The sequence below is a fragment of the Acidocella sp. genome (assembly GCF_050253495.1).
Lineage (GTDB): Bacteria > Pseudomonadota > Alphaproteobacteria > Acetobacterales > Acetobacteraceae > Acidocella.
The window spans coordinates 1-23937 of record NZ_JBFWIX010000004.1 but is presented as its reverse complement, the minus strand read 5'-3'; the positions used below and the strand labels follow the sequence as shown (position 1 = coordinate 23937).

The window sequence follows — 23937 nt, the reverse complement described above, 5'->3', positions numbered from 1 at the left end:
TTCCGGCATGGATACGAGATCGGGCCGGCAAAATGCCAAAACTGTTCTGGGTGGCGGGCGGCGCGGTCCTGGCCTCGCTGGGCGTGGCGCTATGGCTTGAATTATCCGGCCCGCCTTACGCGGTTCTGAGCGAGGGCTTGTCTCCCGCCGACGGCGGCAAGGTCATCGCGCATCTGCAAAAACTCGGCATTCCTTATCAGTTGCAGGCGGCGGGGAATGTCATCATGGTTCCAGCACCGCAGCTGGCTCAGGCGCGCTTGCAGCTCGGCGCCGCGGACATCCCTGGTTCCAGCACGCAAAACGCCTGGAATCAGCTTGAGAACGCGCCCATGACGGCATCGGACCTCGCGCAATCGACCATGGCGACGCAAGCGCTGCAACTCACCTTGCAGCAATCCATCGAGGCGATGAACGGCATCCGCAGCGCGCAGGTCTTTCTGGCCCTGCCGCCGGAAACACCCTTTCTGGCAAGCCAGCCCAAACCCGCCGCCTCCGTGGTGGTGGACGCCGACCAGACGCAGGCCGCCGCTCAAGGCGAAACCATCGCCAAGCTGGTGGCGGGCGCGGTGCCGGGACTGGCCGCAAAGGATGTGACGGTGGTAACGACCTCCGGCAGCACGGTCTATCCGGCCAGCGGTACGATGAACACCGGCTCGCAATTCGCGACCCAGGCCCAGATCGAGGCGATGTCCGCCGCGCGGGTCGCCGGGCTACTGATCCCGCTCCTGGGGGCGGGGAATTTCCGCACGGATATTTCCGCCGACATGGATTTCACCCAGGCCCGCATTCATCAGGTCACTTATGGGCCATCACAGATGGTGGCGCGCTCGCGCGACAATCAATCGACGCAAACAGGCCCCAGCAACAGCGCCATCGGCATTCCCGGCGCCCTGTCCAACGAGCCACCCGGCAAAACGACGGCCGGCACCGCGCCGGCGGCGCAACCCGCCGCCACCCAAACCCAGGGCCAGCCTCAAGGCCAGACACAGGGCCAGACACAGGGCCAACCCCCTGGCCAGGAACAGAAGAACAACAGCACGCCGTTGCCCAGCCGGACCTCGAAGGATCTCGACCAGACATTCGTCACCGACCAAACCGACAGCGACATCACCAAACCGGACTGGGCGGTGAAATCCATCGCTGTTTCCGTGGTGCTGAACCAGAGCGCCCTGCCAAAAGACCTGACAGTGGACCAGATCAAGGCCGCGATCACCGCCGCCTTCGCCTATCCCGACGTCAAGGTGAACGTACTCGCCACCCCATTCCAAAAACCGGCGGAGGCGTTGGGCAGCAGCCCAATGATCGCGGCGGCCAGCCCGTTGACCCATGCCGCGCTCGAACTTCTGGCCGCACTGGCCTTGCTGTTTGGCCTCGCTTTGCCCGCCGGGCGGCGGCTTGCCAACATAGACCTCAAGAATCTGGTGCCCCCGCCGCCGCCCGCGCAGCGACCTTTGCCAACCATACCGCCGCCCAGGGATTTCTCCGGACTGCGTGAACAAGCCTCCGAGAACGTGCCGGGCGTCGCACGGCTTCTGCAAAGCTGGACCGAGGAAAATGACTGAGGAACCAAAGCAACTCCCTGCTCCCGCCGGCGCCCTTACCGGCCCCGAGCGCGCCGCCATGGTTCTGCGTGAACTTGGCGAGGAAACCGCCGCCGCCGTGCTGCGGGAAATGGACGAGATGGCGGTCAGCCGCATCTCAATGGCGATGTCGACCCTCAAGGGCGTCACGCCCCAACTGCGCGAAGACATCATGCTGTCCTTTGCGGCGGATCTCGGCATTACCGCGATCGGCGGAGACGGCATGAAGTTTCTCGGCCGGGTGCTGACAAACGCGCTGGGCGAGCACCAGGCAAAGGAGATTCTCGACCGGCTGCGCCGCCATGAGCGCCGCTCGACCTTCTATCTTCCCCCCAATACCGATGCGCGCACCCTGGCGATGCAGATGGCCCATGAACGCCCGCAAACCATCGCGCTGCTGCTGGCCCATATTCCGCACGAGATGGGCGCCAATCTGTTGACCTTTCTGCCGGAATCACTGGCGGCGGACGCTTTGTACCGGTTTTCAAATCTCGATGTCGTTTCGCCAAGCGTGGTAAAGGAGTTGCGCGACATGCTCGACGAGCTGGCGATGCAAACCGGCGCCGGCGGGCGGCGCGTGGCCAATCTGGGCGGTGCAAAACAAACGGCGGATATTCTCAATCATTTTCCATCCGCCATGTCGGACAATGTTCTCGGCGCGATCGACCAGCGCGACGCCAAGACGGCGGAAAAAATCCGGGAGAATCTGTTCACCTTCATCGATCTTGGCAAGCTTCCAGACCGTTCCATGCAACTTCTTCTGCGGGAAGTCCCGCAGGACAAGCTGGCCCCGGCATTGCGGCTCGTGGACGAAGCGCTGCGCGAGCGCTTCTTCGAAAATCTGTCCTCCCGGCAGGTGGAAGTCCTGAAGGAGGAACTGACCAGCGGCCCGCCGATCAGGCGTTCGGACGCGCTCGCGGCGCAAAGCGAGATCGTCGACATCGCGCTCAAGCTGGGGGCGGAAGGACGCATCACCATCAATACCACAGAGGAGATGGTCTGATGCCCATCCCGCAAACCCTCTCCGTCACGCAAAGCAGCGCGCCAACGGCCAAAACCGCCACGCCAGTGGATCATTCCGCTTGGCAAGCCTCCCTCGACGGCGCGCAAAGCAGCGCGGCGCGGAACAGCACGGCCAGCGCAGACCAAGCAGACCAAGGGCAAGCAGACCAGGCGCAATCAGATCAGGGTGCGACTCATAATATCGCCGCCGCACAGGCTGCCAAAAACACGGACGGCACCGCCAAGCCCGCCAACGCCAAACAGACCGCGACAACACAGGCTCAATCAACGCAAACCACCACCAACCTGTCCACCGCCGCAAACGAGCTGAACGGCCCAAACGGCACGGACAAGAAGGACAAGAAAGACGACAAAAAAAGCAAGACCGACCAGATCAACCCCGCCGCCATGCCGGCAAGCGCGCCAGCCGGCACCATGGAGCCGCCCGCCGCGCAACGGAAACAGACAGCGGACACGACCACCCCCCCGGCAGGCGTGGACAGCGCCGAAACCAGCGCCAAAGCCGTGAACATCACGCAAACCGCGCACACCATGGATGCACCCGGCTCCACCGCCAGCCCCGGCAACGAGGCGAAAAAATCCGCGCCCGCATCCGGCGATGGATCCAGCACACACCCCGCAAGCACCTCTCAAACCCCCGCCAACACGGTTGCGGGCGCCAGCCAATCCATCGCACCCTCCACGGCCGGCAGCGCCACCGCCAATAGCGCGAACATGCTCACCCCCACCACCGTCAGCCCGTCCGGCGGCACGGCGGCGGATACGCAAACCACACCGCGCATGGCGGCGAGCCGATCGGTCACGTCCCTTTCCGCCACAACTCAGCCCACCAGCACCTCATCCTCCCTCAGCACCGCCGACGCGCTGGCCACGCGCGCCGCCCTGCGGCAGCTCAGCGCGTCCACCATGCCGGCAGCAGGCAGCGCGGAAACAAAATCCAAAACCGGCAATCCAGCCGACCCGTCCCTGTCCGGCGCCACCGCCAGCCAGGCCGCTCTGGCCGCCCCCGCCCTGACGAGCACCGCCACCGCCACGGCGGGCCCCATCACGGCAAACAGCACCGTCAGCATGGACAGCACGAATATCGGCCCCGCGGCGCTCGCGGCCACGGTCTCGGCTCTGCACCAATCCGGACAAACAGGCACCGTGCTGCGGCTCGACCCGCCTGGGCTGGGGCATCTCTCCGTGCAGGTCGGGCTCAATGGCCAAGGGCAGGTGAACGTGCTGTTCGTGCCCAGCACGGCGGATGCCGCGCAACTCCTGCAATCCTCCCTGTCCAACCTGGGAGGCGCCCTGGCGCAATCCGGCCTGAGCCTGGGCCAAGCGCAGGTGGGCGGCCAGTTCTCCCAGCAAAGCGGCCAAAACGGCCAGGGCGGCTACACACCGTCCCGCCAACCCGCCGCCAGCCTGACCATCGCCGAGTCCCAGGCCACCCCGGCGGGGTTAAGCGCCTATGCTTGACGAAGACCCAAATGCCGAGACCCTCGACCTTCTCGACCCGATGCGCGCGCCGTTGCTGCGCTCCATCCTCATGGAGACGCTGGCGGACCGGTTCATGCGACAGGTCGCCTTCGTGCTGTTTCAGCGCATGCGCCATTCCGTGCAGCTTCTCTCCTGCATCCAGAATGTCATCAGCCATGAATCCGCCATGTCGGCATTACCGGAAGTGATGCTGGCCGGCATCTCGGAACTCACCCCCTTGCGCGGGCGCATGCTGCTGGCGATCGACGGCGACCTGATCGGCGCGATGGTGGATGCGATGTGCGGCGCCACCGCCGCGCACCCGTTCGAACGTTACGAGCTTTCAGCCCTGGAAACACGGGTCGGGCGGCAGATCGTCGATCTCGCCTTCACCACCATCGCCGAGACCTTCACGCCCATCGTGCCTCTGAATCTCGAAGCCATCGCCTACGAGAACGCCACCGGCATGCTCGCCATCGCCGAAGGCCAGGACTGGATGATTGCCGTCACCGGCATTTTCGAGACGGAGCTTGGCTCGGGCACCATCCGGGTCATCGTACCCTATGCCGCCTTCGAAACGCTGGAAACAAAGATCGCCCACCAATCCGGCCTGCTGGGCGGGCGCGGCACCGATACGGGCTGGGCCGCGGGCGTCGACATGCTGACCGACATGACACCGGTGGAGCTGCGCTTCGAACTGGCCCGGGCGGAGATTCCCCTGGCCATGTTTCAAGCCTTGCGGCCGGGGGATTTGCTGCCCGTCACGCTATGGCCGCACGCGGTGGGCATGGGCGGCGGGGTGGATTTGTTCATCGCCGATTATGGCCAGCAAGACGGCCATGTGTGCTGCCGGGTGAATGTTGTCGAACAGGAAGGAGACAGCGGAATGACCGAACAAAAAGAACGTCTCACCGGCGCGGAAAGGCTCGTCGAACCTGAGCGCGTGGAGTTGGAGCGCCTGCAGGCGCAACCGCGCGGCGCCGCCGCCGTCACCGCCAAGAACGTACTGGACCGGGTTCAGGTCGCCGTGACGGTGGAGCTGGGCCGGACTCAAATCAGCGTGAAGGATCTTCGCAGCCTGCGCCACGGACAAATCCTGCAACTCGACCAGACGATCGGCGAACCCCTGGCCATTTTCGCCAATGGCCAGAAGCTGGCCTATGGCGAGGTCGTGGCCGTCACCAACGACCGTTACGGCGTGCGCGTCACCGCCCTGACCGAAGATGCCGTCAATAATGAGGAAGACGCCACGCCATGAGCGATAATGGCGTGAACATGGGCGCCTGGATCGCCTTTGCCGAACTCGCCGGGCCGGTCCTGCTGACGATGCTGCTGATCGGTCTTGCCACGGGCATCCTGCAAACCGCGACGCAAGTGCGCGAAGCCTCCATTCCCTTCGTGCTCAAGCTGGGGGGCGTGGCGGCCCTCACCACCATCGCCGGGCCTTTCATGATCGGCGGGGTGGAGCATTACGCCACCCGCTTGTTCAACGCGATTCCGGGCTTGCTGCATGGCTGACGCCCTCTCCCTCACGCGCCCGCGCGCCTTCAGCCTGACCCAGCTTTCCGGCCCGCTGGTCATTCTGCTGGTGCTGGTGATGCTGGCGGTGCCGCTACCGCCGCCAGCCATCTCTTTTCTGTTCGCCTTGAATATTTCAGCGGGTCTGGTGATTCTTGGGGCGTCTCTCTACATTCCGTCTCCGGCGGAATTCTCATCCTTCCCCTCGGTGCTGCTGGCCACCACGCTGATGCGCCTGGCGTTGAACGTGGCCACCGCGCGGGCCATTCTGCTCAACGGCTATACCGGGCCGGGCGCGGCCGGGCATGTGATCGAATCCTTCGGCCAGTTCGCGGTTGGCGGCAATTATGTTGTCGGCGGCATCATCTTCATCATTCTCATCATCATCAATTTCGTCGTCGTCACCAAGGGCGCCTCGCGCGTGGCGGAAGTTTCCGCGCGCTTCATGCTGGACAGCCTCCCCGGCCGGCAGATGGCGATCGATGCCGAAATCAACGCGGGCATCCTCTCTCCCCAAGCGGCGGAGCGGCGGCGCGAGGCCTTGCGGCGCGAGGCGGATTTTTTCGGCGCCATGGACGGTGCCAGCAAATTCGTGCGCGGCGACGTGGTCGCGGCGATGGTCATTCTCGTCGTCAACATGGTGGGCGGGCTGGTCATCGGCACGCTGCAATACGGCCTGCCCCTGGCAGACGCGGCGCGCACCTACACGCTGCTGACCGTGGGGGACGGGCTGGCCGCGCAAATCCCCTCCCTCACCATTTCCGTCGCGGCGGGGCTGGTCGTCACCCGCGTCGCCACCGGAGAGGATATTGGCGCGCAGATCAAATCCCAGCTTTCCAAATACCCGCAGGCGCTGGCCATCGCCGCGGCCATCACCATCGCCATCGGGCTGGTGCCGGAAATGGCGCATATCCCCTTCCTGCTTCTGGGCGGCGCACTGGGCGTGAGCGCCTGGCGGCTGTCGCGCGTGAGTCCCGAGGCCACGCGGCAAGGAGCAGCCCAAAAACCGGGCGAGGCAGCCGACGCGAAGCCGGAGGTCAAGCCGGACAGCCTGACGGATGTCTCCGGCGTGGATCCGCTGGGCATGAATATCGGCTTCGCCCTGGCGCCGATGGTGGGGCAGGGGGAAGGCCGGCTGCTCGGGCGCATGACCGCCGTGCGCCAACGTTACGGCCGCGCCATGGGGTTTCTGGTGCCCGCCGTGCATATACGCGATTCCTCGGAATTGCCCGCCCATGGCTACCGCTTCACCCTGCGCGGCGCGCCGATCGGCGGCGGTGAGGCCTGGCCAGGCCAATGGCTCGCCATCGAGGGACCGATGGTCGTGGAAAAGCTCAGCATTGGCCGCCCGGTGAAAGACCCCGCCTTTGGCCAGGACGCGGCCTGGATTCCGCAAGGCGCCATTCCAGCGGCGGAAGAGCTTGGCTATACGGTGGTGGACGCGGCCTCCGCCATCGCCACCCATTTCGCCGAGGTTCTGAAACGCTACGGCGCCGAGTTGCTGGGCCGCCCGCAGGTGGAAGGGCTGATGACGCGGCTGGCGGAAACCACGCCCCGCCTGGCCGAGGATCTGCGTGCCATGGTCTCCGTCGGAATCGTGCGGCAGGTTCTGCAGGGCCTCCTGGCCGAGGAAGTGCCGGTACGGGATTTTGAGCGCATCGCCGAGGCATTGGTGGAAGCCGCCGATGGCGGGGCCAAGGACCCTGAAAAATTACTGGCCGCCGTGCGGTTGCGGCTGGGGCGCTTCATCGTCAGCCAGTTCACCGGCACGGATCCGGTCTTGCGCGTGGCCGTGCTGCAACCGAAGCTCGAAGAGCTGATCACCAAATCCCTGCGCGCCGCGCGCGATGGCGCCAACGGCGAGATAGAGGCCGAAACCGCGGCGCATCTGCGTCAGGCCGCTGGGCAGGCGGCCAAGGCCATGCGCGCGCGCGGCGCCAAGCCCGTGCTGGTGGTCCAAGCCGCGATGCGCCGCGCGGTGGCCAAATGCGTACATGGGACGATCCCGGTAATCGCCCTGGAAGAAATTCCCGAAACCGCGGCATTGCAGGTCATCCACACGGCGGAGCCCGCCAATGGCTGAGCAGCCCGCCCCGGATGGCAAGGCGCTGACGGCGCTTTACGGCGATTGGATCAAGCGCATGGCGCTGTTGCTGAAAGCGCGCATGCCCTGGGCGGATCTGGAGGAGATGCTGCAATGGGGCGCCATCGGCATGATGGAGGCCTCCCAGCGCTTTGACCCCGGCCACGGCGTCAGCTTCCAGGTTTTCGCGGCGCGCCGCATCAAGGGGGCGATGATCGACGGATTACGGCGCGAAGGCACGCGCCGGCGCGGGGAAATTGTTTTCGACACCGAGACGGTGGAAAACGCCGCGCAGCAGGGTGGCGACGGACCAGAAGACCCCTTGGCCTCGCTCACCCGCACGGATAACCGCGCCTTGCTGGTGGAAGCGCTGCGTGCCCTGCCCCAGCTCGAATACCGGGTGCTGGCGCTACATTTTTATGACGAACTTAACAATCGGGAAATCGCGAGCGTGTTGGATATCAGCGAAGGCTATGCCTCACGGCTGCGCAAGCGGGCGCTGGAGACGCTCGCCTTGCAGATCAATGCCGCGCAACGAGGAGAATTCGTGTCTTGATAAATCTGGCCACGCTATTGCTCGGGATTCTCGTCATCATCGGCGGCGCGATGGCGGACCACGTGCCGCTCACCTCCCTGTTGAATTTGACGGCCTTCATCATCGTCATCTGCGGTTCCGTTTCGGCCTGCCTGCTGCAATTCGGCTTCGGCCCGTTCATGACCGGCCTCAAGGCCGTGATGTGGCTGGCCAAGCCCCCCAGAACGGACATGCACAGCTTTATCGACCGCATCGCGGACTGGTCCGCCAAGGCGCGCGGCCTCGGCACATTGGTGCTGGAGCAGGAAATTCCCGGCGTGGAAGACGATTTCGAACGCCAGGGCCTGCAAATGATCGTGGACAATACACCGCCGGAGGATTTCGCCGCCATGCTCGGCAGCGCCGCCGACAATACGACCCGCAAGCAGGAACAGCCCGGCCATGTCTGGGAAGCCATCGGCGGCTACTCCCCCACCATCGGCGTGCTGGGCGCGGTGCTGGGGCTCGTGCATGTGATGATGCGGCTCGACCATCCCGAAGAACTTGGCGAGGGCATCGCGACCGCCTTCATCGCCACCATTTACGGCGTGGGGTTTGCCAATCTCATCGCCTTGCCCCTGGGCGCGCGGCTCAAATCCATCGCCGCGGACCTGGAACGTGAGCGCCATGTGGTCATCCATGGCTTCGTGCTGCTGGCGGAAGGCAAGCCTGGCATCATGATCCGCCAGACATTGAAAAGCTATCTGGCCGACTCGCCCGCCGCCAAGGCCGAGCCGGCGGCCGAACAGGAAGCGCCGCAAAGCGCCTCCCAGGCGGCGTAAGCCATGAGCCAGACTCCTTCCTCCCCGCGCAAAAAAGAGGAAAAACCCCCCAATCACGAGCGCTGGGTGATTTCCTACGCCGATCTTCTCACCCTGCTTCTGGCCACCTTCGTGGTCCTGTATGCCTCCTCGACACGCAACAAACAGAAAGAAGACGAACTCACACGCGCCTTCATCGAGGCGTTTCACGGCACGCCGCCATCCGTCATGGCGCCGCAGCCATCGGGCTCGCGCGGGGTGCTCAAGCATCAGCTTTCACCGGTTCCGACACCGCCCAAGCAACCTCCAACCGCCAAGACCAAACTCTCCCAGAGCATGGCCCGGCAATTATCGAAGGACATGGAAACCCTTCGGCAATTGAACATGAAACTGAACTCATTGTTCCAGCCGATGATCGACAAGCATGAGGTCACGATCACCAACGCGCCGATGACATTGACCATTCAGCTCGACGCCTCGGTGCTGTTCGATTCCGGCGAAGCCACCCTGAAACCGGATGCCGCCAGCCTGCTCGCGCAAGTCGGGGCGGGGCTGACACAGCTGCCGCCGCAATACCGGGTCACCGTGCAGGGCTTCACGGATAATCAACCCATCTCGACGGCGCGCTTCCCATCCAACTGGTCCCTGTCGGCGGAGCGTGCGGTGGCGGTGGTGCAGCTTTTCATCGCCAATGGGGTCGATGGTCACGAATTGGCGGCGGAAGGGTTCGGCGAATTCTCGCCGGTCGCTGATAACAGCACACCGGCCGGGCGCGCCCAAAACCGCCGCGTGGTGGTGGTGGTGCACGCGCCCGACCCGGAATCGGACGACAACGCCCCTCCAGCTCCCCCCAGCAGCCCCTCCCCGACCCTCCAGCAAGGTGCCGCCACACTGGGACATCAGGAAGGCGCTTCCCCCCCAAGCGCTCCGGAACCCACCGCCCCGCCAGAACAGCCCGGACATGTTTCACCGCCCCATCCTGGCGACAATGCCGCCTTAGAGCACCCCAAAGGATAATCTCAGCATGGCCAAGGTAAAACCCGGCAAACCCCGCAAATTATTCAGCCCGTTCCTGGTCAGCTCGGCGGCTTCGGCCGGCTGGGCGTCCCTTCATGAACCCGCGACCTTCACCAATCCGGCGGTGACGGGCGCATGGCTGCTGGCGGCGCTGGCGGCGGGGCTAATCGTCCGTGCGACCCTGGCGCTGCTGATGCCTCTGGTGGGGCTCTGCGTGGAGAGTGTGCGCCTCCTTCTCATGAATAGCAGCGCCCCGAATCAAGAAAGCACCGACCCATGAGCTTCGTCACGGTTTCACGCCAGAAGAGCTTCGTGCAAACGGTGCTGACGCCAGACACCGCGGAAATCGCCGAGCGGGAAGCCGAAATCCAGCGCCGCGTGAAGCAGGAGATCTCAAAACTGCGCGAGACCACCATGGCCGAAGCCCAGAAAGCCGGCGAAGCCGTCGCGCTGGCGGCCATGCTCCCGAAGGAAACCAGGCTGGCGCAGACAGTGGCCGCGCTGGAGCAGGCCAGTGCGCAATTGGCCGCGCCACTGGCCCAGAAGGAACAGGACCTGGCCGGGCTGGTGCTGGAAATGGCGTTTCTGCTCGCGCGGCATATCGCCGGCGGGGAAAGCGGCGATGCCCGGCAGGAGCTGGCGGCGCTGATCACCCCCCTGCTCCAGGAAGCCGCCACCGAACGGGGAGCGCGCCAAAGCATCAAGCTGCGCTTGCACCCCTCCGACGTGCCCGCGCTGGAAAGCCGGCTGAATCTGGAAAATATCCTGCTGACGGCCGATGACACCATCGCCCCCGGCGGGGCCATGATCGAGCTCCTGACCCAAAATGGCGACCCGCTGGACAGAACCTTATGGGATGCCACGCTGTCCAACCGGCTCGCGGCGTTGCGCGCCGCCCTCGCCCTGCCCGGCAAGGAGGCGGCATGATCTCGCTGGAAGGTATCCGGCGCCACGCCGATCAAAGGCTGCATACCGCGATGACGGCGGACATGGTGCGCCGCTACGGCCATGTGCTGCGGGCAAATGGGGAGGTGCTACGCGTCAGCGGCCTGCGCGCCCCCATCGGCGCGCGCTGCGCGATCGAGCAGGAGCATGGTGAAACCTCCGCCGAGATCATCGGTTTCGAGGAAGGCGCGCTGCTGATGATGCCCGAACAGGGCCCGCACGGCATCATGCGCGGCGCGCGGGTGCGGGTGGAAACGACGCAGATGGCGGTGATGACCGGCCCGGCCCTGCGCGGGCGGATCATGGATGGGCGCGGCACCATGCTGGATGGCGCCCCCCCACCGGATGCCGACACACCCTGGCCGATGCGGGGCGTGCCCATCAACCCGATGCGGCGCGCCAGGATCGAAACCCCCTTCGATACCGGCATAACCGCGATCAATGCGCTCGCCACGCTGGGGCGCGGCATGAGGGTGGGACTGTTCGCGGGGTCCGGCGTCGGCAAAACCACGCTGCTGGGCATGGTGGCCCGCCACGCCCAGGCGGATGTGGTGGTGCTGGCGATGATCGGCGAGCGTGGACGCGAAATCCGTGAATTCATCGAGGATCATCTGGGCCCGGCACGGGCGCGTTCGGTGGTCGTCGCCTCCCCGGCGGACGACACCGCCCTGGCCCGGATCCATGGGGCCTACCGCGCCGCCGCCATCGCGGAATCTTTCCGTGCTCAGGGGCGGCATGTGCTGCTGCTGGTGGACAGCCTGACCCGCCTGGCCATGGCGCTGCGCGAGATCGGGCTGGCGGCGGGGGAGCCGCCCGCCACCAAGGGCTACCCGCCCTCCGTGTTCGGCGCGCTGTCAGCCTATGCGGAGCGGGCGGGCAATGGCGGGCCTGGGCAAGGCTCCATCACCGCCATCCATACCGTGCTGGTGGAAGGGGACGACCATGTGGGCGACCCCGTGGCCGACACCGCCCGCGCCATACTGGACGGGCATATCGTGCTCTCGCGCGCCATGGTGGAAGCCGCGATCTACCCACCCATCGATATTGCCGCCTCACTCTCGCGGCCCATGCCGAGCCTGGTTTCCGCCGAGCATGCGCGGCTCGCGGGACGGTTCCGCGCGCTCTGGTCCCGAAAACGCGACAAGCAGGATATCATCGATCTCGGCGCCTACGCGCCCGGACGCGACGCGCTGCTGGACGAGGCCTTGCGCCACGCCCCCGCCATGGAGGCCTTCCTGCGTCAGGACACCCATGAGCGCGTGGGGCTGGAAGAGGCCCTGGCCAAGCTGCGCGGCGTGGTGGGAGACGAGCCATGACCCCGCAAGCCCTGGCGAAGCTGGATTTACTGGCCACCGCCGAGGAAACCTCCCTGCTGGCCGCCGTCAACCGGCATCAATTCACGCTGCGGCGCTACACGGCGCAGCGTGAGGTCATGGCCGCCTACCATACCCGCCTGGCCGCGGGCTGGCGCGGCGGCACGGTGGTCCAGGCCGGGCAGGCGCAACTGGCCGGCCTGTTCAGCACCCAGGCGGAAACCGCCATGGCGCAGCTCGACCAGGCGATCCAGGCCGAACAGGCCTTGCTGCAAGACAGCGCCATGGCCCTGGCGAAGCTGCGCATCCGCCGGCGCGCGCTGCAAGACAAGCTGGCCACGGCCTTGCGCCTTGCTGAAAACACGGCCTTGGAACGCGCCGCGCAAAACCGTCCGGCGCCAAGGCGCCAGCCCCCCACCGAACGCGAAATACCGGCCTGAAGGCAAAGGGAAACAAAATGGACCTTTCATTCTACAGCAATTTCACCAACACCCTCGCCGCGCAGGAAGCGCAGATCAACCGGCTACAGCAGCAGGTTTCCTCCGGCGTCACGGTGCAAACGCCAGACCAGAACCCCGCCGCCTACGAAACGGCGGCGCTGGCCAACGACCAGATCAGCCAGCTCAACAACGACAACACGACCCAGGCGGCGATTCAAACCCAGCTTGGCGCCGCCAACAACTCTTATAATTCCATGGCCTCGCTGCTGGACAATGTGCAATCCATCGTCCTGCAGGCCCTCAACGGCACATCCAACTCGCAAAACCTCAACGCGCTGGCCACGCAGGTGCAAAGCGCCTCGCAACAATTGCTTTCCATCGGCAACGCCATTTCGCCCAATGGCAGCTATCTGTTCAGCGGGTCTCACGGCACGCTGGCGCCATTCCAGCAGGATGCCAGCGGCAACATCTCCTATTTCGGCGATTCCGGGCAGGGGCAGGCCACCATCGCCCAAGGTCAGACGGCCAACACGCTGGTGACCGGCGATGTCTTCACCTCCGCGCTGGCGGGGGACGGTATTTCCACCGTCGCCGCCGCCACCAGCAATACGGGCTCGGGACAGATTCTCCAGCAAGGGCTGGTGAACGCCGGCACGGCCACGGCCTTTCAGCGCGGCAATACGCCAATCACCGTCAGCTTCAGCGGTTCCAGCGGCGCCATGGGCTATACCGCGACCCAGAACGGCGCCACCATCGCCACCGGCACGTTGAACAGCGACGGCACCAGCCAGACAAGCCTGCAACTGGCCGGCGTCGATTATGAAATCACCGGCAGCCCGGCCAATGGCGACAGCTTCACCATTTCCCCCTCGCGTCCGCAATCGGCCTTCGCTCTGCTCAGCCAGATTTCCAATGCGCTGGCCAATGCTGGGTCCACGCCCGCGCAAATGGCGCAGACCAACCAGGTCCTCAACCAGGGCTTGGCGGGGCTGGCGCAATATCAGCAAGCCGTCACCACCGCGCAAGCGCGCAACGGCGTGACCCTGCAAGCCCTTTCCACCGCCTCCGCCGGCAACACGTCCCAGGCGACGGCGGCGCAAACCACCGTCAACAACGCCACCGCCGTTGACATGCCCGCCGCCATCACCGCGCTGGACCAGACCACGACCGCCCTGCAAGCGGCGATGAAAACCTTCAGCACGGCGCAAAGCCTCAGCCTGTTCAACTACCTTTAAGGAATAGCGCCATGCCGGATGCGATCTTTATTGTCGGCTATTACCGCAGCGGCACCTCGGCCCTCTCGGGCGCGTTGCAGCGGGCGGGTGTGAAATTCTATAACGATGCCGATCCTAACGAGCATAACCCGCTCGGCTTCTACGAAATTCCCGAGCTGATCGAACTTGACGTGGATATTTTCAACCGCCTCGCCGTGGATTGGACGGATGTGCGCGGCTTGCCCCAGGGCTGGCAGGAACGCGCGGACATCGCCCCCCTGCTGTCACGGCTTGAGGAAATATTGCGGCGCCGTTTCACCCCGCGCGACCGGCTCTGGGGCCTCAAACACCCGCATCTGTGCCGGACCCTGCCGCTTTATGAACGCGCCGCGCGGCAGGCCGGGCACCGGCCGCATATCGTCCATATTTTCCGCGATCCCTGGACCACCGCCGCCAGCCAATGCCGCAAGAACGGCCTAAGCCGCGCCCATGCGCTTCTGCTCTGGATGAGCTACGCCACCGACGCGGAACGCCAGGCCCGGCATCTGCCGCGGAGCTGGCTGACCTATCACGACCTGCTCGCCCAGCCCGTCGCGCAACTGCGCCGGATCGAAACGGAGCTTGGCCTGTCCTTGTCCGGACGCGGCAACAACGCGCTGGCGCAGGCCGGCGCATATCTCACCGCCCAACTCAACCGTTCCGAACCCTTGCCGTCCGAGGGGCTCAGCCAAACGCTGCGCCAACTCGTCACCCGCACCTGGGAAGCCGTCCAGGACCGAAACTTCACGCCGGCCCTGTGGGACGAACTGACCGCCGACACCGCGGATCTCGTCGGGTTCCTGAACGAAATCGGCAATAGCCGTGGCCGAGCACTGCCCGCCTTTGGCAGCGCCGCGGCGCAAACACTCACATTCGCAGCCCTTCCCACGGCGCTGCGCCCGCCCGAGCGCACGGATGACGGCGCTCAGGCGCGGCTGGCGGCGTTGCGCGCCGAAGCCGGGCCCCTGCCCCGTCTGGCGGTGCTGGTCGCGGCCCCGGCCGGGCGCGCCCACGCGGTGAACGAAACGCTGGAAAGCCTGCGCGGCCAATGGGCACCGCCGGACATCATCAAGGTCCTGTCGGTGGATTCCCTGCATATCGAGGGAATCGCCACCCTTGCGGTGACGGCCGAACCGGAGGCGATGACGCGCCGCCTCTGTGCCGAACTGAATCTCTGCGCCGGCGAGGCCGATTACGTCGCCATCCTGAACGCCGGCGACAGCATCGCCCCGGATGGCTGCCTGCGTTTCGCGCTACTGGCCGCGCGGACCCAGCCGGACCTGCTCTATTCCGACGAAATCGTGCCCCATCAAGGCGGCGCCTGGATCCGGCGCAAACCAGGCTGGGACGTCACCCGCCTACGCCAGGCCGCCTATATCGGCGACTGGGTCTGGTATGGCGCCCAGGCCGTGCGCGCGGCGGGTGGGTTCAATCCCGATTATGCCGGGGCCGAGGAATATGACATGCAATTGCGCCTCGCCGCGCGCGATGCGAAAGTGGAACGTCTGCCCGAGGCCCTGTTCACCCGCAGTCCGCAAAGCCGGCGCGACGACATCGCCCCGCAGCAATTCTGCGCGCGCGCCGCCGCCGCCCTCACGCGGCATCTGGAATCCAGCGGCATGAAGGCGGAGGTGCAGAACCGTCAGCACCCCGGTCTTTTCCACCATGTCCGCACAATGGAGGACCCCGGCACCGCCATTCTCATGCTGTGCGACGGAGCCGATCTGGGCGTGCTCGATAAATGGCTGACGGCCCTGCTGTCCGGCCGGCCCCTGACCGGACCGGTGATCCTGGCCGGCGCCACGGATCTTTCCCCGCAAATGACGAACTACCTCACCGCCGTGGCGCAGCAGAGCGAGGCATTGCAGGGGCTGGTGCGCGCCTTGATCGCCCCGAGCCAAGGCGCGGCCCTGGCACAGGCCCTGGCCCTGACCGACACCCCATTGGTGGCCATTCTGGACGCGCGCATGCAGGAGGTCACGCCGCACTGGCTGGAGGGGCTGCGCGCCCGGCTGGCGGACCAGGGCGTCGCCGCCGTGGCCGCGCGCACCCTCACCCCGGCGGGCATGGATGGGCGGCAGGGGCAGGTTCTGGGCCCCGTGGTCATCGGCGCGGACACCAGGCTGGGCACCGGACATGGGCCAATGGACCCGGGACCGGGCGGCTGGCTGCTGGTGGATCAGGAGGCCAGCGCCATCACCCCGCCGGGGCTGCTGGCGCGCCGGACCGCCCTGGCCGCCTGCGAGATGCCCGCGCATCTGAACGGCGATGCGCTCTGGATCGATCTTTGCGCACAGATACGCGCCCAGGGCGCGCGGCTGGTCTGGACACCCGATGTCAGCTTCGTGATACCGCCCGGCGCCGCCTCCCCAACGGACGGCGCCAATCTCTTCCGCGCCGGCTCCCCGGCGGCGCGCGCTTTGCCCTGGGCCGATCCCTATCATCACCCCGCCTTGTCCCTGCATGGCGACCTTCTAGCGGCGGAAACACGGACCGGGCTGGTGCGCGCCGCGCCCGCCGATCCGATGAGCCTGTTGATGAGCGGCGAGGCGGCCCAGGCAGGCGTTGCGCTGAACGCCGCGCGGGCCTTACGGCGCTCCGGTTTCATCGAGGCCGACTGGGTACAGGATCTGCCCGGCGCGGGAGATCTGGGACGACGCGCGCCGGATCGCTGGGTCAGGGTCAACCCGCTGCACGCACCCAGCGCCGTCAGCCCGCCTTACACCGCCTTGTTTACCACCATGCCCGAACCCGACATCCAACCCGCCTTGGCCGCGGCGGCGCGGATCTTCGCCACCTCGCCAGACCTGCTCGCCAGCCTGCGCAAACTGGCTCCGGAGCATGTGCCCACGGCGCTGTGGCGGCCAGCTCTATCCAACCGCTACTGGCGGGATTTCGAGGCCGGCAAGGGGTTGAACACCAAGCCACGGGTCCTGTGGATGGATGAGGGCATCGCGCCGTCCTGGTTCCTGGAACTTGTGAACGAAACGCTGGAAACTGTGTCCTGGATCGCCGTGGAAAGGCAGGGTGGCCAATATGCCGGCGCGGTGGCGCGCATCGCCCCGCAGGATTCCGAACAGGCCTGGGCCCAGGCCCTGGCGCAGCTTGGGCCGCAGATCATGGTCCGGCCAGCCGCCTCGCAAACCCATGCCGATCATTACCCGGCCTTGCTGGCGGCGGCGGCGGGGTGTCGGCTGCTGGTCGATAACCGGCTGGACCTGCCCGCCAGCCTGGAGGCGCTCTGCCTGCCCAACCGCAAGCAGGACTGGGCAACCGCCCTGCAAAACACCGTCAGCGACCTGCCCGCCACCCTGCGCCAGGGGGCGCGGACACGCGCGGCCGCCCTCGCCCTGCCAACATTGGAGGCGGCTCCTCCCGCCTGGGCGCAAATGACAGCGCCGGCCTGCCTGGCCAGCGCGGCGGAATGACATGAGACCCTGGCTGCCGCCCCGCACCGCCCTGCTGCTTGCCGCCATCTGGCCCGCCTCCGGCCATGCGGCCACGGCACAGAACGAGGCGGCGGTCGCCAGCGCCGTGCGGCAAGCCGCGCAAAATCTGGCACCACCGGATGCCAGCGTCACCCTCGGCCCGGTCAATGGCGCGCACGCCATGCCGGCCTGCACGGCGCCGCTCGCGGTGACACTCAGCGGCACGGCGCCTTACGAGCAGGCCGCCGTGCACTGCTCCGCCCCCGGTTGGACCCTCTATGTCAATGTCACGGTCACACAGAGCGAGGAGGTGGTGGTCGCCGCGCGGCCCTTGACGGCGGGGCAGACCATCACCCGCCAGGATCTGATGCTCAAACGCCTGCCCGTGCAGAATTTCGCGGGCCGCCAGATCTTCACCCAACCCGCGCAGATCGAGGGCGCCAATGTCGTGATGTCCATGGCAGCGGGCATGGTCATCACGCAAAACACCGTGCAGGCGCCATTGCTGGTCAAGGCCGGGCAATTGGTCACCGTGCATGTCTATAGCGGCGGGGTCATGCTGTCGGTGGATGCCACGGCGGACCAGCCCGGGCGCCTCGGCGACACGATCCTGCTGACCAACCCCGGCAGCGGCCGCCGCTTTTCCGCGCAGGTCACCGCGCACGGGGTGGAATTGCGGCTGAACTGAAATTTGGCCACGCGGCGTTTTTTCCTTGTCCCGAAAGAAAACTTTCCAACGCCAGAGCGAATGAATGGGTACGGCAACCCCAACGTAAGGAGCTCACTTTCATGTCAGCCGTAGGTTCCATTCTCACCAATACCGGGGCGCTGCAGGCGCTCAACTCCCTGGCGACCACAACCAGCACCAACAACAATCTGGAAGCGCAGCTCTCCAGCGGTTTGTCGATCAACTCCCCCGCTGACAACCCGGCTGGCTACATCACCGCGCAGGGCTTCACCTCGCAGTTGAACGGCCTCGCCCAGGCGACCTCCAACGCCAATCAGGCCGTGTCCCTGCTGCAAACCGCCACGGGCGCGATCACCCAGCAGATCGGCATCACCCAGCAGCTCAATTCCATCGCCGTGCAGGCCGCCAACGGCACGCAGACCTCGGCGGAATCGCAATCCCTGCAAAACCTGGTCAGCCAGCTCACCAGCCAGGTCACCACGATCGCCAAGCAGACCCAGTTCAACAACATCAACCTGCTTGATGGCAGCTTCTCCGGCGTTCAGTTCCAGGTCGGCGCCAATAACGGCCAGACCATGACACTCTCCATCGGCAATCTCACCGCCTCCGCGTTGGGCATGAACGCGACGAAAGCCTCCAACACCCTGTACAAGACCGGCGCCAACGCCACTTCGGCCGTGGTGACCCTGGGCACCGCCGCCACCATCGGCAGCGGCACCGCCGGCGCCTTCACCGCCTCCACCTCCTCGGCCACGGATCTGAACATCACCGGCTCGAATGGCGGCACCGCCAAGGTGGCCGTGAGCAAGGCGCAGGAATCCGCCGCCTCCCTCGCCGACGCCATCAACAACGTCTCCGGCTCCACCGGCGTGCAGGCGCAGGCCACCAACACCGTCACGCTCAAGCTCACCGCCGGTTCCGCGGGCGGCTTCTCCTTCAACATCCAATCCGCGACGGGTGCGGGCAGCTCCGGCTCGGGCATCGGCAAGGTGCAGACGATCAACGCCTCCTCCGCCGCGCAGGTGGTCAGCCAGATCAACGGCCAGTCCTCCAACAGCGGCATCATCGCCTCTCTCGACAAGAGCGGCAATCTGGTTCTCACCCAGACCTCCGGCTACAATATCAACATCACCGGCACCAGCTCCGGCTCCCTGACAACCACCGGCGCAACGGCGACAACCATCAAGGCCGGCTCCGGCACGGCATCCGGCGTCATCCAGGGCCAGGTGCAGATGCAATCCTCCGGCGCCTTCACGATCGGCAACGCCGCCAATATCGGCCAGAGCAGCAAATCCACCCTCAGCTCTCTCTCCTCCATCGACGTCTCCACCACCTCCGGTGCGGCGACCGCCATCAATGTCATCAAATATGCCTTGGCGGGGCTGAACAATCAGGGTGGGCAGCTCGGCGCCGTGCAGCAGGCGCTAACCGCGAACATCAACAACATGAACACCACCACCCAAAATCTCACCACCGCCCTGGGCGTGGTGCAGGACGCCAACATTCCCTCCGTCTCCAACCAATTGACGGAAGCTCAGATCCAGGCGCAGTCCGGCGTGGCGGCGCTGAAGGCTTCCACCCAGCTACAGCAGAGCTATCTGTCCCTGCTGCCGTAATCGATTGGTTAACCTGGCCGGGGCAATCTAGCCCCGGCCTCTCTCTCTTCCCCCAACGCGCAGCAGGTGTGCCATGTCGACCGTCTCCTCGCTCAGCTCCTCCGCGATCAACACCCAGATCGCGACTGTCGAAAAACGGCTCGAGGCCCCCATCACCAACCTGCAAACCCAAATCACGACGGATAAAGCCCTGATCTCCGCCTGGGGCAGCATCAGCGGCGCCATCTCGACCCTGTCGGACAGCCTGACGAACATCAAGAATATCTCCACGATCAACAGCCGCGCGGCCACCAGCAGCAATACCAGCGCCGCCAATATCGTGGCCAGCAACCAGGCCTCCACAGGCACCTACAACCTCACCAACATCAGCCTCGCCAAAAGCCAGGAAATCTATTCCAGCCTGCTCGGGTCCGCCTCCTCCACCCTCTCCGGCGGTGCCGGGACCATGGCGATCACGATGGGCAACGGCCAGAGCGAGACGATCTCATTAGGCTCCGGCAGCCTGACCCTGAACAACGTCGCCGCCGCGATCAACCAGCAAGCGGGCGGCGTCAAGGCCTCCATCGTCAGCACAACCACCGGCGCGCGCTTGGTTCTGACCAGCAGCGGCACCGGCAGCGGCAATTCCTTCTCCGTCTCCGGCACCGGCGCGCTGGCGCAGTTTTCCTATAGCAGCGCCTCCGCCGGCAGCGAGGTTCTGGCCCAGAAAGCCACCGACGCCACGCTCACCCTCAACGGCATTCCCCTCACCAGCACCAACAACACCTTGGACAGCGCCATCGCGGGCGTCACCATCTCGCTCGCCGGTTCGGGCACCGCCACCGTTTCGGTCAGCTCGTCCCCCACCGCTTTGTCCAACAACGTCTCCGCCGTGGCGACCAGCCTGAACGCCGCCATCGCCGCCATCGCCACCGAAACAAAATTCGTGGGCTCAAGCTCTTCCTCAAGCGCATCCTCTTCTTCCGCGTCGGCCCAATCGGGACCGCTGCTCGGCAATTTCTCGGCTTCCAACCTCAAAAACCAGTTGATGAGCGCCGTCAGCTCCTTGCAGGCCAGCGGCATCAGCGCGAATGCCGCGGGCCTGTCCATCACCAGCTCCGGCGCCATCAAGTTCAACAGCACCGCCTTCGCCTCGGCCTTCACCAAAAATCCGACCGCCGTGCAGGCCCTGGTTTCAAAACTCTATACCAGCTTGAACCAAATCTCCGCCAACGCGATCGGCTCTTCCAGCAACACCCTGACCACCAGCGGGTCCGTGACCGGTTTCATCTCCGCGCAGACAGATTCGCTGAATAATTCCATCAATGCGATCCAGCAGCAGATCACCCTGCTCACCAAGCAAAGCTCCGCCACGCTGAAAGCCCTGGCCAGCGCCTATACCGTTGCCGAAAGCAAGGCCAGTTCCGCCAGCATCACCAGAGCCTATCTCAGCATCTTCCTCGGTTCCTCCTCCAGTTCGAGCTAAACGATGAACGAAATCACCATGGACGCCATCAGCAGCACCTATCGCGCCACCATGTTCGATGGCGAGCCCAGCCTGCGCTGGCTGCAACAAGGCTGGCGCGGGCTGCGCCAATACGGCAAACGCGCCCGCCTGGCCATCGAGCAGGACGACCAAGCCACCAAGGCACAAATGATCGCCCGGGCCGATGAACTTCTGAACCTCATGTCCGGCGTGCTCGACACTTCGCGAGACACGACACTCGGCCCGGCCCTGATGACCATCTACGCCGCTTTGCGCTTCACGCTGCTGCGCGCCAATATTGAAAACAGCCTGGAGGCATTGCGGGATTTCGACGCCGCCTTGTCCCTCCTCGATACCGATCTGAGAAAAACCTCTGAAAGCGCGGTGGCCGCATGACCAATATAATCCAACCCTTCACGCCGATTCAGACGGCGGACACCGCCAGCGGCGCCACCACCGCGAAGCCCGGCTTCGCCGCGCGCGCCGAAACCGCGCAAACCGGCACCACCCAAACCGATTCCGTGACGCTGAGCAGCGCGGCGCAAACCAGCACGGCCTTGCTAGCCGCCGCCACCGCCTCGAATGGCGTGGACCAATCCAGCGTCGCCAGCATCAAGGCCGCCCTGGCGAACGGCACCTATAACGTGTCGCCGGAAGATCTGGCGCAGGCCATCTCCACCGTGCTGAACGAGGCCCAGCCATGAATATCCATGGTCAATTCCGGCCCGTGGACACACCGCCCCCGCCCGGCGAAACACCGCCCGTCGGCCCGCTTCTGCGCCAGGGGCTGGAACTGGTGGAAGGGCTAAGCCTGAAGCTGCAAAAGCTGGACGCCTTGATGCTCACGGGCCGGCCGACCGAGATTTCCGAAGCCGCCGCCAATGTCGAGGCTGCCTTGAACGATGCCGCCCCCTCCTTCGCCGAAATCGCGGAAGCCGTGGGGCAACTCGGCGTCTCCAACCTCGCCGCGGCGGCGGCACAGCTGCGCCATATCGAACAGGAAGACGCCGCCCGCTTGGCGGAGGCCTTGCGCGGTGCCCTCACCCGCTTTGCCAAACGCTCGGTCAATGCCAGCCGCCGGGCTCAGCAGCTCAATCGCGGGCTCAACGCGGCGTTGCGCAGCCTGCAAGCGCTCGGCGTGCAGGAGGCTGGGCGGCTCATCGCCGAAGCCTGACCCTGAAACCGCCTCTGCCATCAGACCGTAAAAAACATCGGATCCTGGAACAAGTTTCCGCAAGCCAGGCATGAAAAAGGCCGCCCCAGGGGCGGCCTTTGCCGTAGCCTCTCCTCGCGGAGCCGCAGCTTACTTCTTGCGCAGGCCGATGCCGGCGAATTTCTTGTTGAACTTGGCGACCTGACCGCCAGTATCCACGATGCGCTGCTGACCGGTCCAGGCGGGATGGGACTTCGGATCGATGTCCAGGCGGAGCGTCTCGCCCGCGCTGCCCATGCAGGACTTGGTCTTGAACTCCGTCCCATCCGTCATGATGATGTTGATCTCGTGATAGTCCGGATGAATGTTGGCTTTCACCGTGTAAACTCCATGCAGAAAAAGCCGCCGATCCCGACCGGCAGCGAGGAAGCCTCGGCTTTACGATGCCGCGCCCGCGGATGCAAGGGCGGACTTGGCGAAATCCGCCGCCTGGGCCAGCGCCTGACGCGCCTCCGGCAGAAAGGATTGGCTGATCTGCCAGACATGCGGCAGGTTCCTCCAGATGGAAAGCTCCACCCTCCCGCCGCAGGATTGGATCTTTTCCGCTAGACGCACCGAATCATCCAGCAGGATCTCCCGCTCGGACACCTGGATCAAGACCGGCGGCAAACCGGCCAGATCTCCATAAAGCGGCGAGGCCAAGGGGGTCTCTGGCGGCGCGCCGTTCAGATACAAAGCCGCCACCTCCTGGATACGATGGCCGATCAGCATGCTGTCACGCCGCGCATTGGCCTGGATGGAAGCCCCCGTGCCCGCCAGATCCGTCCAGGGGGAAAACAGCACCAGCCCGGCGGGCATGGCCAGCCCAGCCTCACGCGCCGCCAGCATGGTGCTTAGCGCCAGCCCGCCCCCGGCGGAATCACCCGCCACCACGACGCGCGACGGCCCATGCATGGCAGTCAATGCGCGATAAACCGCCAGCGCATCCTCCACGGCGGCGGGAAATGGATGCTCGGGCGCCAGCCGGTAATCGGGCGCGAAAACGCCCAACCCCTGCCTGGCGAACCCACCCGTGATCGGTCGGTGTGTTTGCGGCGAGCAGGCAAAATACCCCCCGCCATGCAGATACAGCATCGCGCCGGCCTCTTTTTCCGCCGCGCGCGTCCATTCCCCCCTCACCCCTCCCAGCTCCGCGCTGGAGACATCCACTCCTCGCATCTTTTGCGGCGGATGCGTCCCCAGCGCCGCGCGCGCCTCCCGCGGCGTGAAGGATCTGGCCAATTTGCGCTTCACGAAGACACATAAAAGCGGGTGCACAATGTAGGACTGCCAGCTCGGCATAGCTATCAAGCTCCTGTAAGGTCTACGGAAGCGTCTGTACTGCATTGCAACATGGCACCGCCGCCGCGTTGCGCAAGACTTCCGGGAGATTTGGTTTGGTCAGAGCGCTCACCATCCTGATTCTGTATCAGTTGATTGGCACCATCCTGCAACAAGGCACCGGGCTGCCCGTGCCTGGCCCCGTGATCGGGCTGGTGCTGGCGTTGATCTGGTTCCTGAAATTCGGCCCGCCAAGTGAGGATTTACGCCAAACCTCACAAGCCCTGCTGAAATATCTC

24 protein-coding genes are annotated in these 23937 nt (G+C 65.5%); 22 read left to right on the top strand and 2 right to left on the bottom strand.

The window, feature by feature from the left end:
- Window positions 1–32 precede the first annotated feature (32 nt).
- The 21 genes from fliF (at window position 33) to AB7D48_RS04545 (ending at window position 22339) form a co-directional block, all read left to right on the top strand.
- Complete coding sequence (gene fliF, locus AB7D48_RS04645) at window positions 33–1562, top strand: flagellar basal-body MS-ring/collar protein FliF (protein WP_427976159.1); 1530 nt, start codon at window positions 33–35, stop codon at window positions 1560–1562.
- Window positions 1555–2583 carry a flagellar motor switch protein FliG gene (locus AB7D48_RS04640; protein ID WP_427976158.1) on the top strand — a complete coding sequence of 343 codons (1029 nt, stop codon included), beginning with the start codon at window positions 1555–1557 and terminating at the stop codon, window positions 2581–2583. The genes fliF and AB7D48_RS04640 overlap by 8 nt, the downstream gene beginning before the upstream one ends.
- Entirely contained in the window at window positions 2583–4064 is a 1482-nt protein-coding gene (locus AB7D48_RS04635; protein WP_427976157.1) for a flagellar hook-length control protein FliK, read from the top strand. The genes AB7D48_RS04640 and AB7D48_RS04635 overlap by 1 nt, the downstream gene beginning before the upstream one ends.
- Window positions 4057–5322 carry a FliM/FliN family flagellar motor switch protein gene (locus AB7D48_RS04630; protein WP_427976156.1) on the top strand — a complete coding sequence of 422 codons (1266 nt, stop codon included), beginning with the start codon at window positions 4057–4059 and terminating at the stop codon, window positions 5320–5322. The genes AB7D48_RS04635 and AB7D48_RS04630 overlap by 8 nt, the downstream gene beginning before the upstream one ends.
- Window positions 5319–5582, top strand: coding sequence for a flagellar biosynthetic protein FliQ (locus tag AB7D48_RS04625; RefSeq protein WP_427976155.1), 264 nt, complete (start codon window positions 5319–5321; stop codon window positions 5580–5582). The genes AB7D48_RS04630 and AB7D48_RS04625 overlap by 4 nt, the downstream gene beginning before the upstream one ends.
- Entirely contained in the window at window positions 5575–7665 is a 2091-nt protein-coding gene (locus tag AB7D48_RS04620) for a flagellar biosynthesis protein FlhA (protein ID WP_427976154.1), read from the top strand. The genes AB7D48_RS04625 and AB7D48_RS04620 overlap by 8 nt, the downstream gene beginning before the upstream one ends.
- The gene (locus AB7D48_RS04615; RefSeq protein ID WP_427976153.1) at window positions 7658–8221 is read left to right on the top strand and encodes a sigma-70 family RNA polymerase sigma factor; all 564 of its coding nucleotides are present in this window, start codon (window positions 7658–7660) and stop codon (window positions 8219–8221) included. The genes AB7D48_RS04620 and AB7D48_RS04615 overlap by 8 nt, the downstream gene beginning before the upstream one ends.
- Entirely contained in the window at window positions 8218–9021 is an 804-nt protein-coding gene (locus AB7D48_RS04610; protein WP_427976152.1) for a flagellar motor protein, read from the top strand. The genes AB7D48_RS04615 and AB7D48_RS04610 overlap by 4 nt, the downstream gene beginning before the upstream one ends.
- A gap of 3 nt (window positions 9022–9024) precedes the next feature.
- The gene (locus tag AB7D48_RS04605) at window positions 9025–10017 is read left to right on the top strand and encodes an OmpA family protein (RefSeq protein ID WP_427976151.1); all 993 of its coding nucleotides are present in this window, start codon (window positions 9025–9027) and stop codon (window positions 10015–10017) included.
- Between the two features lie 7 nt (window positions 10018–10024).
- Complete coding sequence (locus AB7D48_RS04600) at window positions 10025–10297, top strand: hypothetical protein (protein ID WP_427976150.1); 273 nt, start codon at window positions 10025–10027, stop codon at window positions 10295–10297.
- Window positions 10294–10944: a FliH/SctL family protein gene (locus AB7D48_RS04595; protein WP_427976149.1), complete on the top strand. Its 651-nt coding sequence runs from the start codon at window positions 10294–10296 to the stop codon at window positions 10942–10944. The genes AB7D48_RS04600 and AB7D48_RS04595 overlap by 4 nt, the downstream gene beginning before the upstream one ends.
- Complete coding sequence (locus AB7D48_RS04590) at window positions 10941–12278, top strand: FliI/YscN family ATPase (RefSeq protein ID WP_427976148.1); 1338 nt, start codon at window positions 10941–10943, stop codon at window positions 12276–12278. Before AB7D48_RS04595 ends, AB7D48_RS04590 begins: the two co-directional genes overlap by 4 nt.
- The gene (locus AB7D48_RS04585) at window positions 12275–12715 is read left to right on the top strand and encodes a hypothetical protein (protein ID WP_427976147.1); all 441 of its coding nucleotides are present in this window, start codon (window positions 12275–12277) and stop codon (window positions 12713–12715) included. The genes AB7D48_RS04590 and AB7D48_RS04585 overlap by 4 nt, the downstream gene beginning before the upstream one ends.
- 17 nt (window positions 12716–12732) lie before the next feature.
- Window positions 12733–13950 (top strand): flagellar hook-associated protein FlgL, encoded by a 1218-nt coding sequence (gene flgL / locus AB7D48_RS04580; protein ID WP_427976146.1) that lies wholly within the window; start codon window positions 12733–12735, stop codon window positions 13948–13950.
- Between the two features lie 11 nt (window positions 13951–13961).
- Complete coding sequence (locus AB7D48_RS04575) at window positions 13962–17396, top strand: sulfotransferase (RefSeq protein ID WP_427976145.1); 3435 nt, start codon at window positions 13962–13964, stop codon at window positions 17394–17396.
- Between the two features lies 1 nt (window position 17397).
- Window positions 17398–18084, top strand: a complete 687-nt coding sequence (gene flgA, locus AB7D48_RS04570; protein ID WP_427976144.1) for a flagellar basal body P-ring formation chaperone FlgA — start codon at window positions 17398–17400, stop codon at window positions 18082–18084.
- Between the two features lie 101 nt (window positions 18085–18185).
- Window positions 18186–19700, top strand: a complete 1515-nt coding sequence (locus AB7D48_RS04565; protein ID WP_427976143.1) for a flagellin — start codon at window positions 18186–18188, stop codon at window positions 19698–19700.
- 73 nt (window positions 19701–19773) lie between these two features.
- Window positions 19774–21165: a flagellar filament capping protein FliD gene (gene fliD, locus AB7D48_RS04560; RefSeq protein ID WP_427976142.1), complete on the top strand. Its 1392-nt coding sequence runs from the start codon at window positions 19774–19776 to the stop codon at window positions 21163–21165.
- Window positions 21166–21168: 3 nt separating this feature from the next.
- Window positions 21169–21561 (top strand): flagellar protein FliS, encoded by a 393-nt coding sequence (locus AB7D48_RS04555; protein ID WP_427976141.1) that lies wholly within the window; start codon window positions 21169–21171, stop codon window positions 21559–21561.
- Entirely contained in the window at window positions 21558–21869 is a 312-nt protein-coding gene (gene flgM / locus AB7D48_RS04550) for a flagellar biosynthesis anti-sigma factor FlgM (RefSeq protein ID WP_427976140.1), read from the top strand. The genes AB7D48_RS04555 and flgM overlap by 4 nt, the downstream gene beginning before the upstream one ends.
- The gene (locus tag AB7D48_RS04545) at window positions 21866–22339 is read left to right on the top strand and encodes a hypothetical protein (protein ID WP_427976139.1); all 474 of its coding nucleotides are present in this window, start codon (window positions 21866–21868) and stop codon (window positions 22337–22339) included. The genes flgM and AB7D48_RS04545 overlap by 4 nt, the downstream gene beginning before the upstream one ends.
- A 129-nt stretch (window positions 22340–22468) precedes the next feature.
- On the opposite strand, the gene rpmE is transcribed toward AB7D48_RS04545, so the two are convergent.
- Together rpmE and AB7D48_RS04535 are read right to left on the bottom strand one after the other, a co-directional pair.
- On the bottom strand, window positions 22469–22696 hold the full coding sequence (gene rpmE / locus AB7D48_RS04540; RefSeq protein WP_427976138.1) for a 50S ribosomal protein L31: 228 nt from the start codon (window positions 22694–22696) through the stop codon (window positions 22469–22471).
- Window positions 22697–22756: 60 nt separating this feature from the next.
- Complete coding sequence (locus AB7D48_RS04535; protein WP_427976137.1) at window positions 22757–23659, bottom strand: alpha/beta hydrolase; 903 nt, start codon at window positions 23657–23659, stop codon at window positions 22757–22759.
- A gap of 95 nt (window positions 23660–23754) precedes the next feature.
- On the opposite strand from AB7D48_RS04535, the gene AB7D48_RS04530 reads away from it, so the two are divergent.
- A partial coding sequence (locus AB7D48_RS04530; RefSeq protein WP_427976136.1) for a CidA/LrgA family protein occupies window positions 23755–23937 on the top strand: 183 nt, incomplete at its 3' end.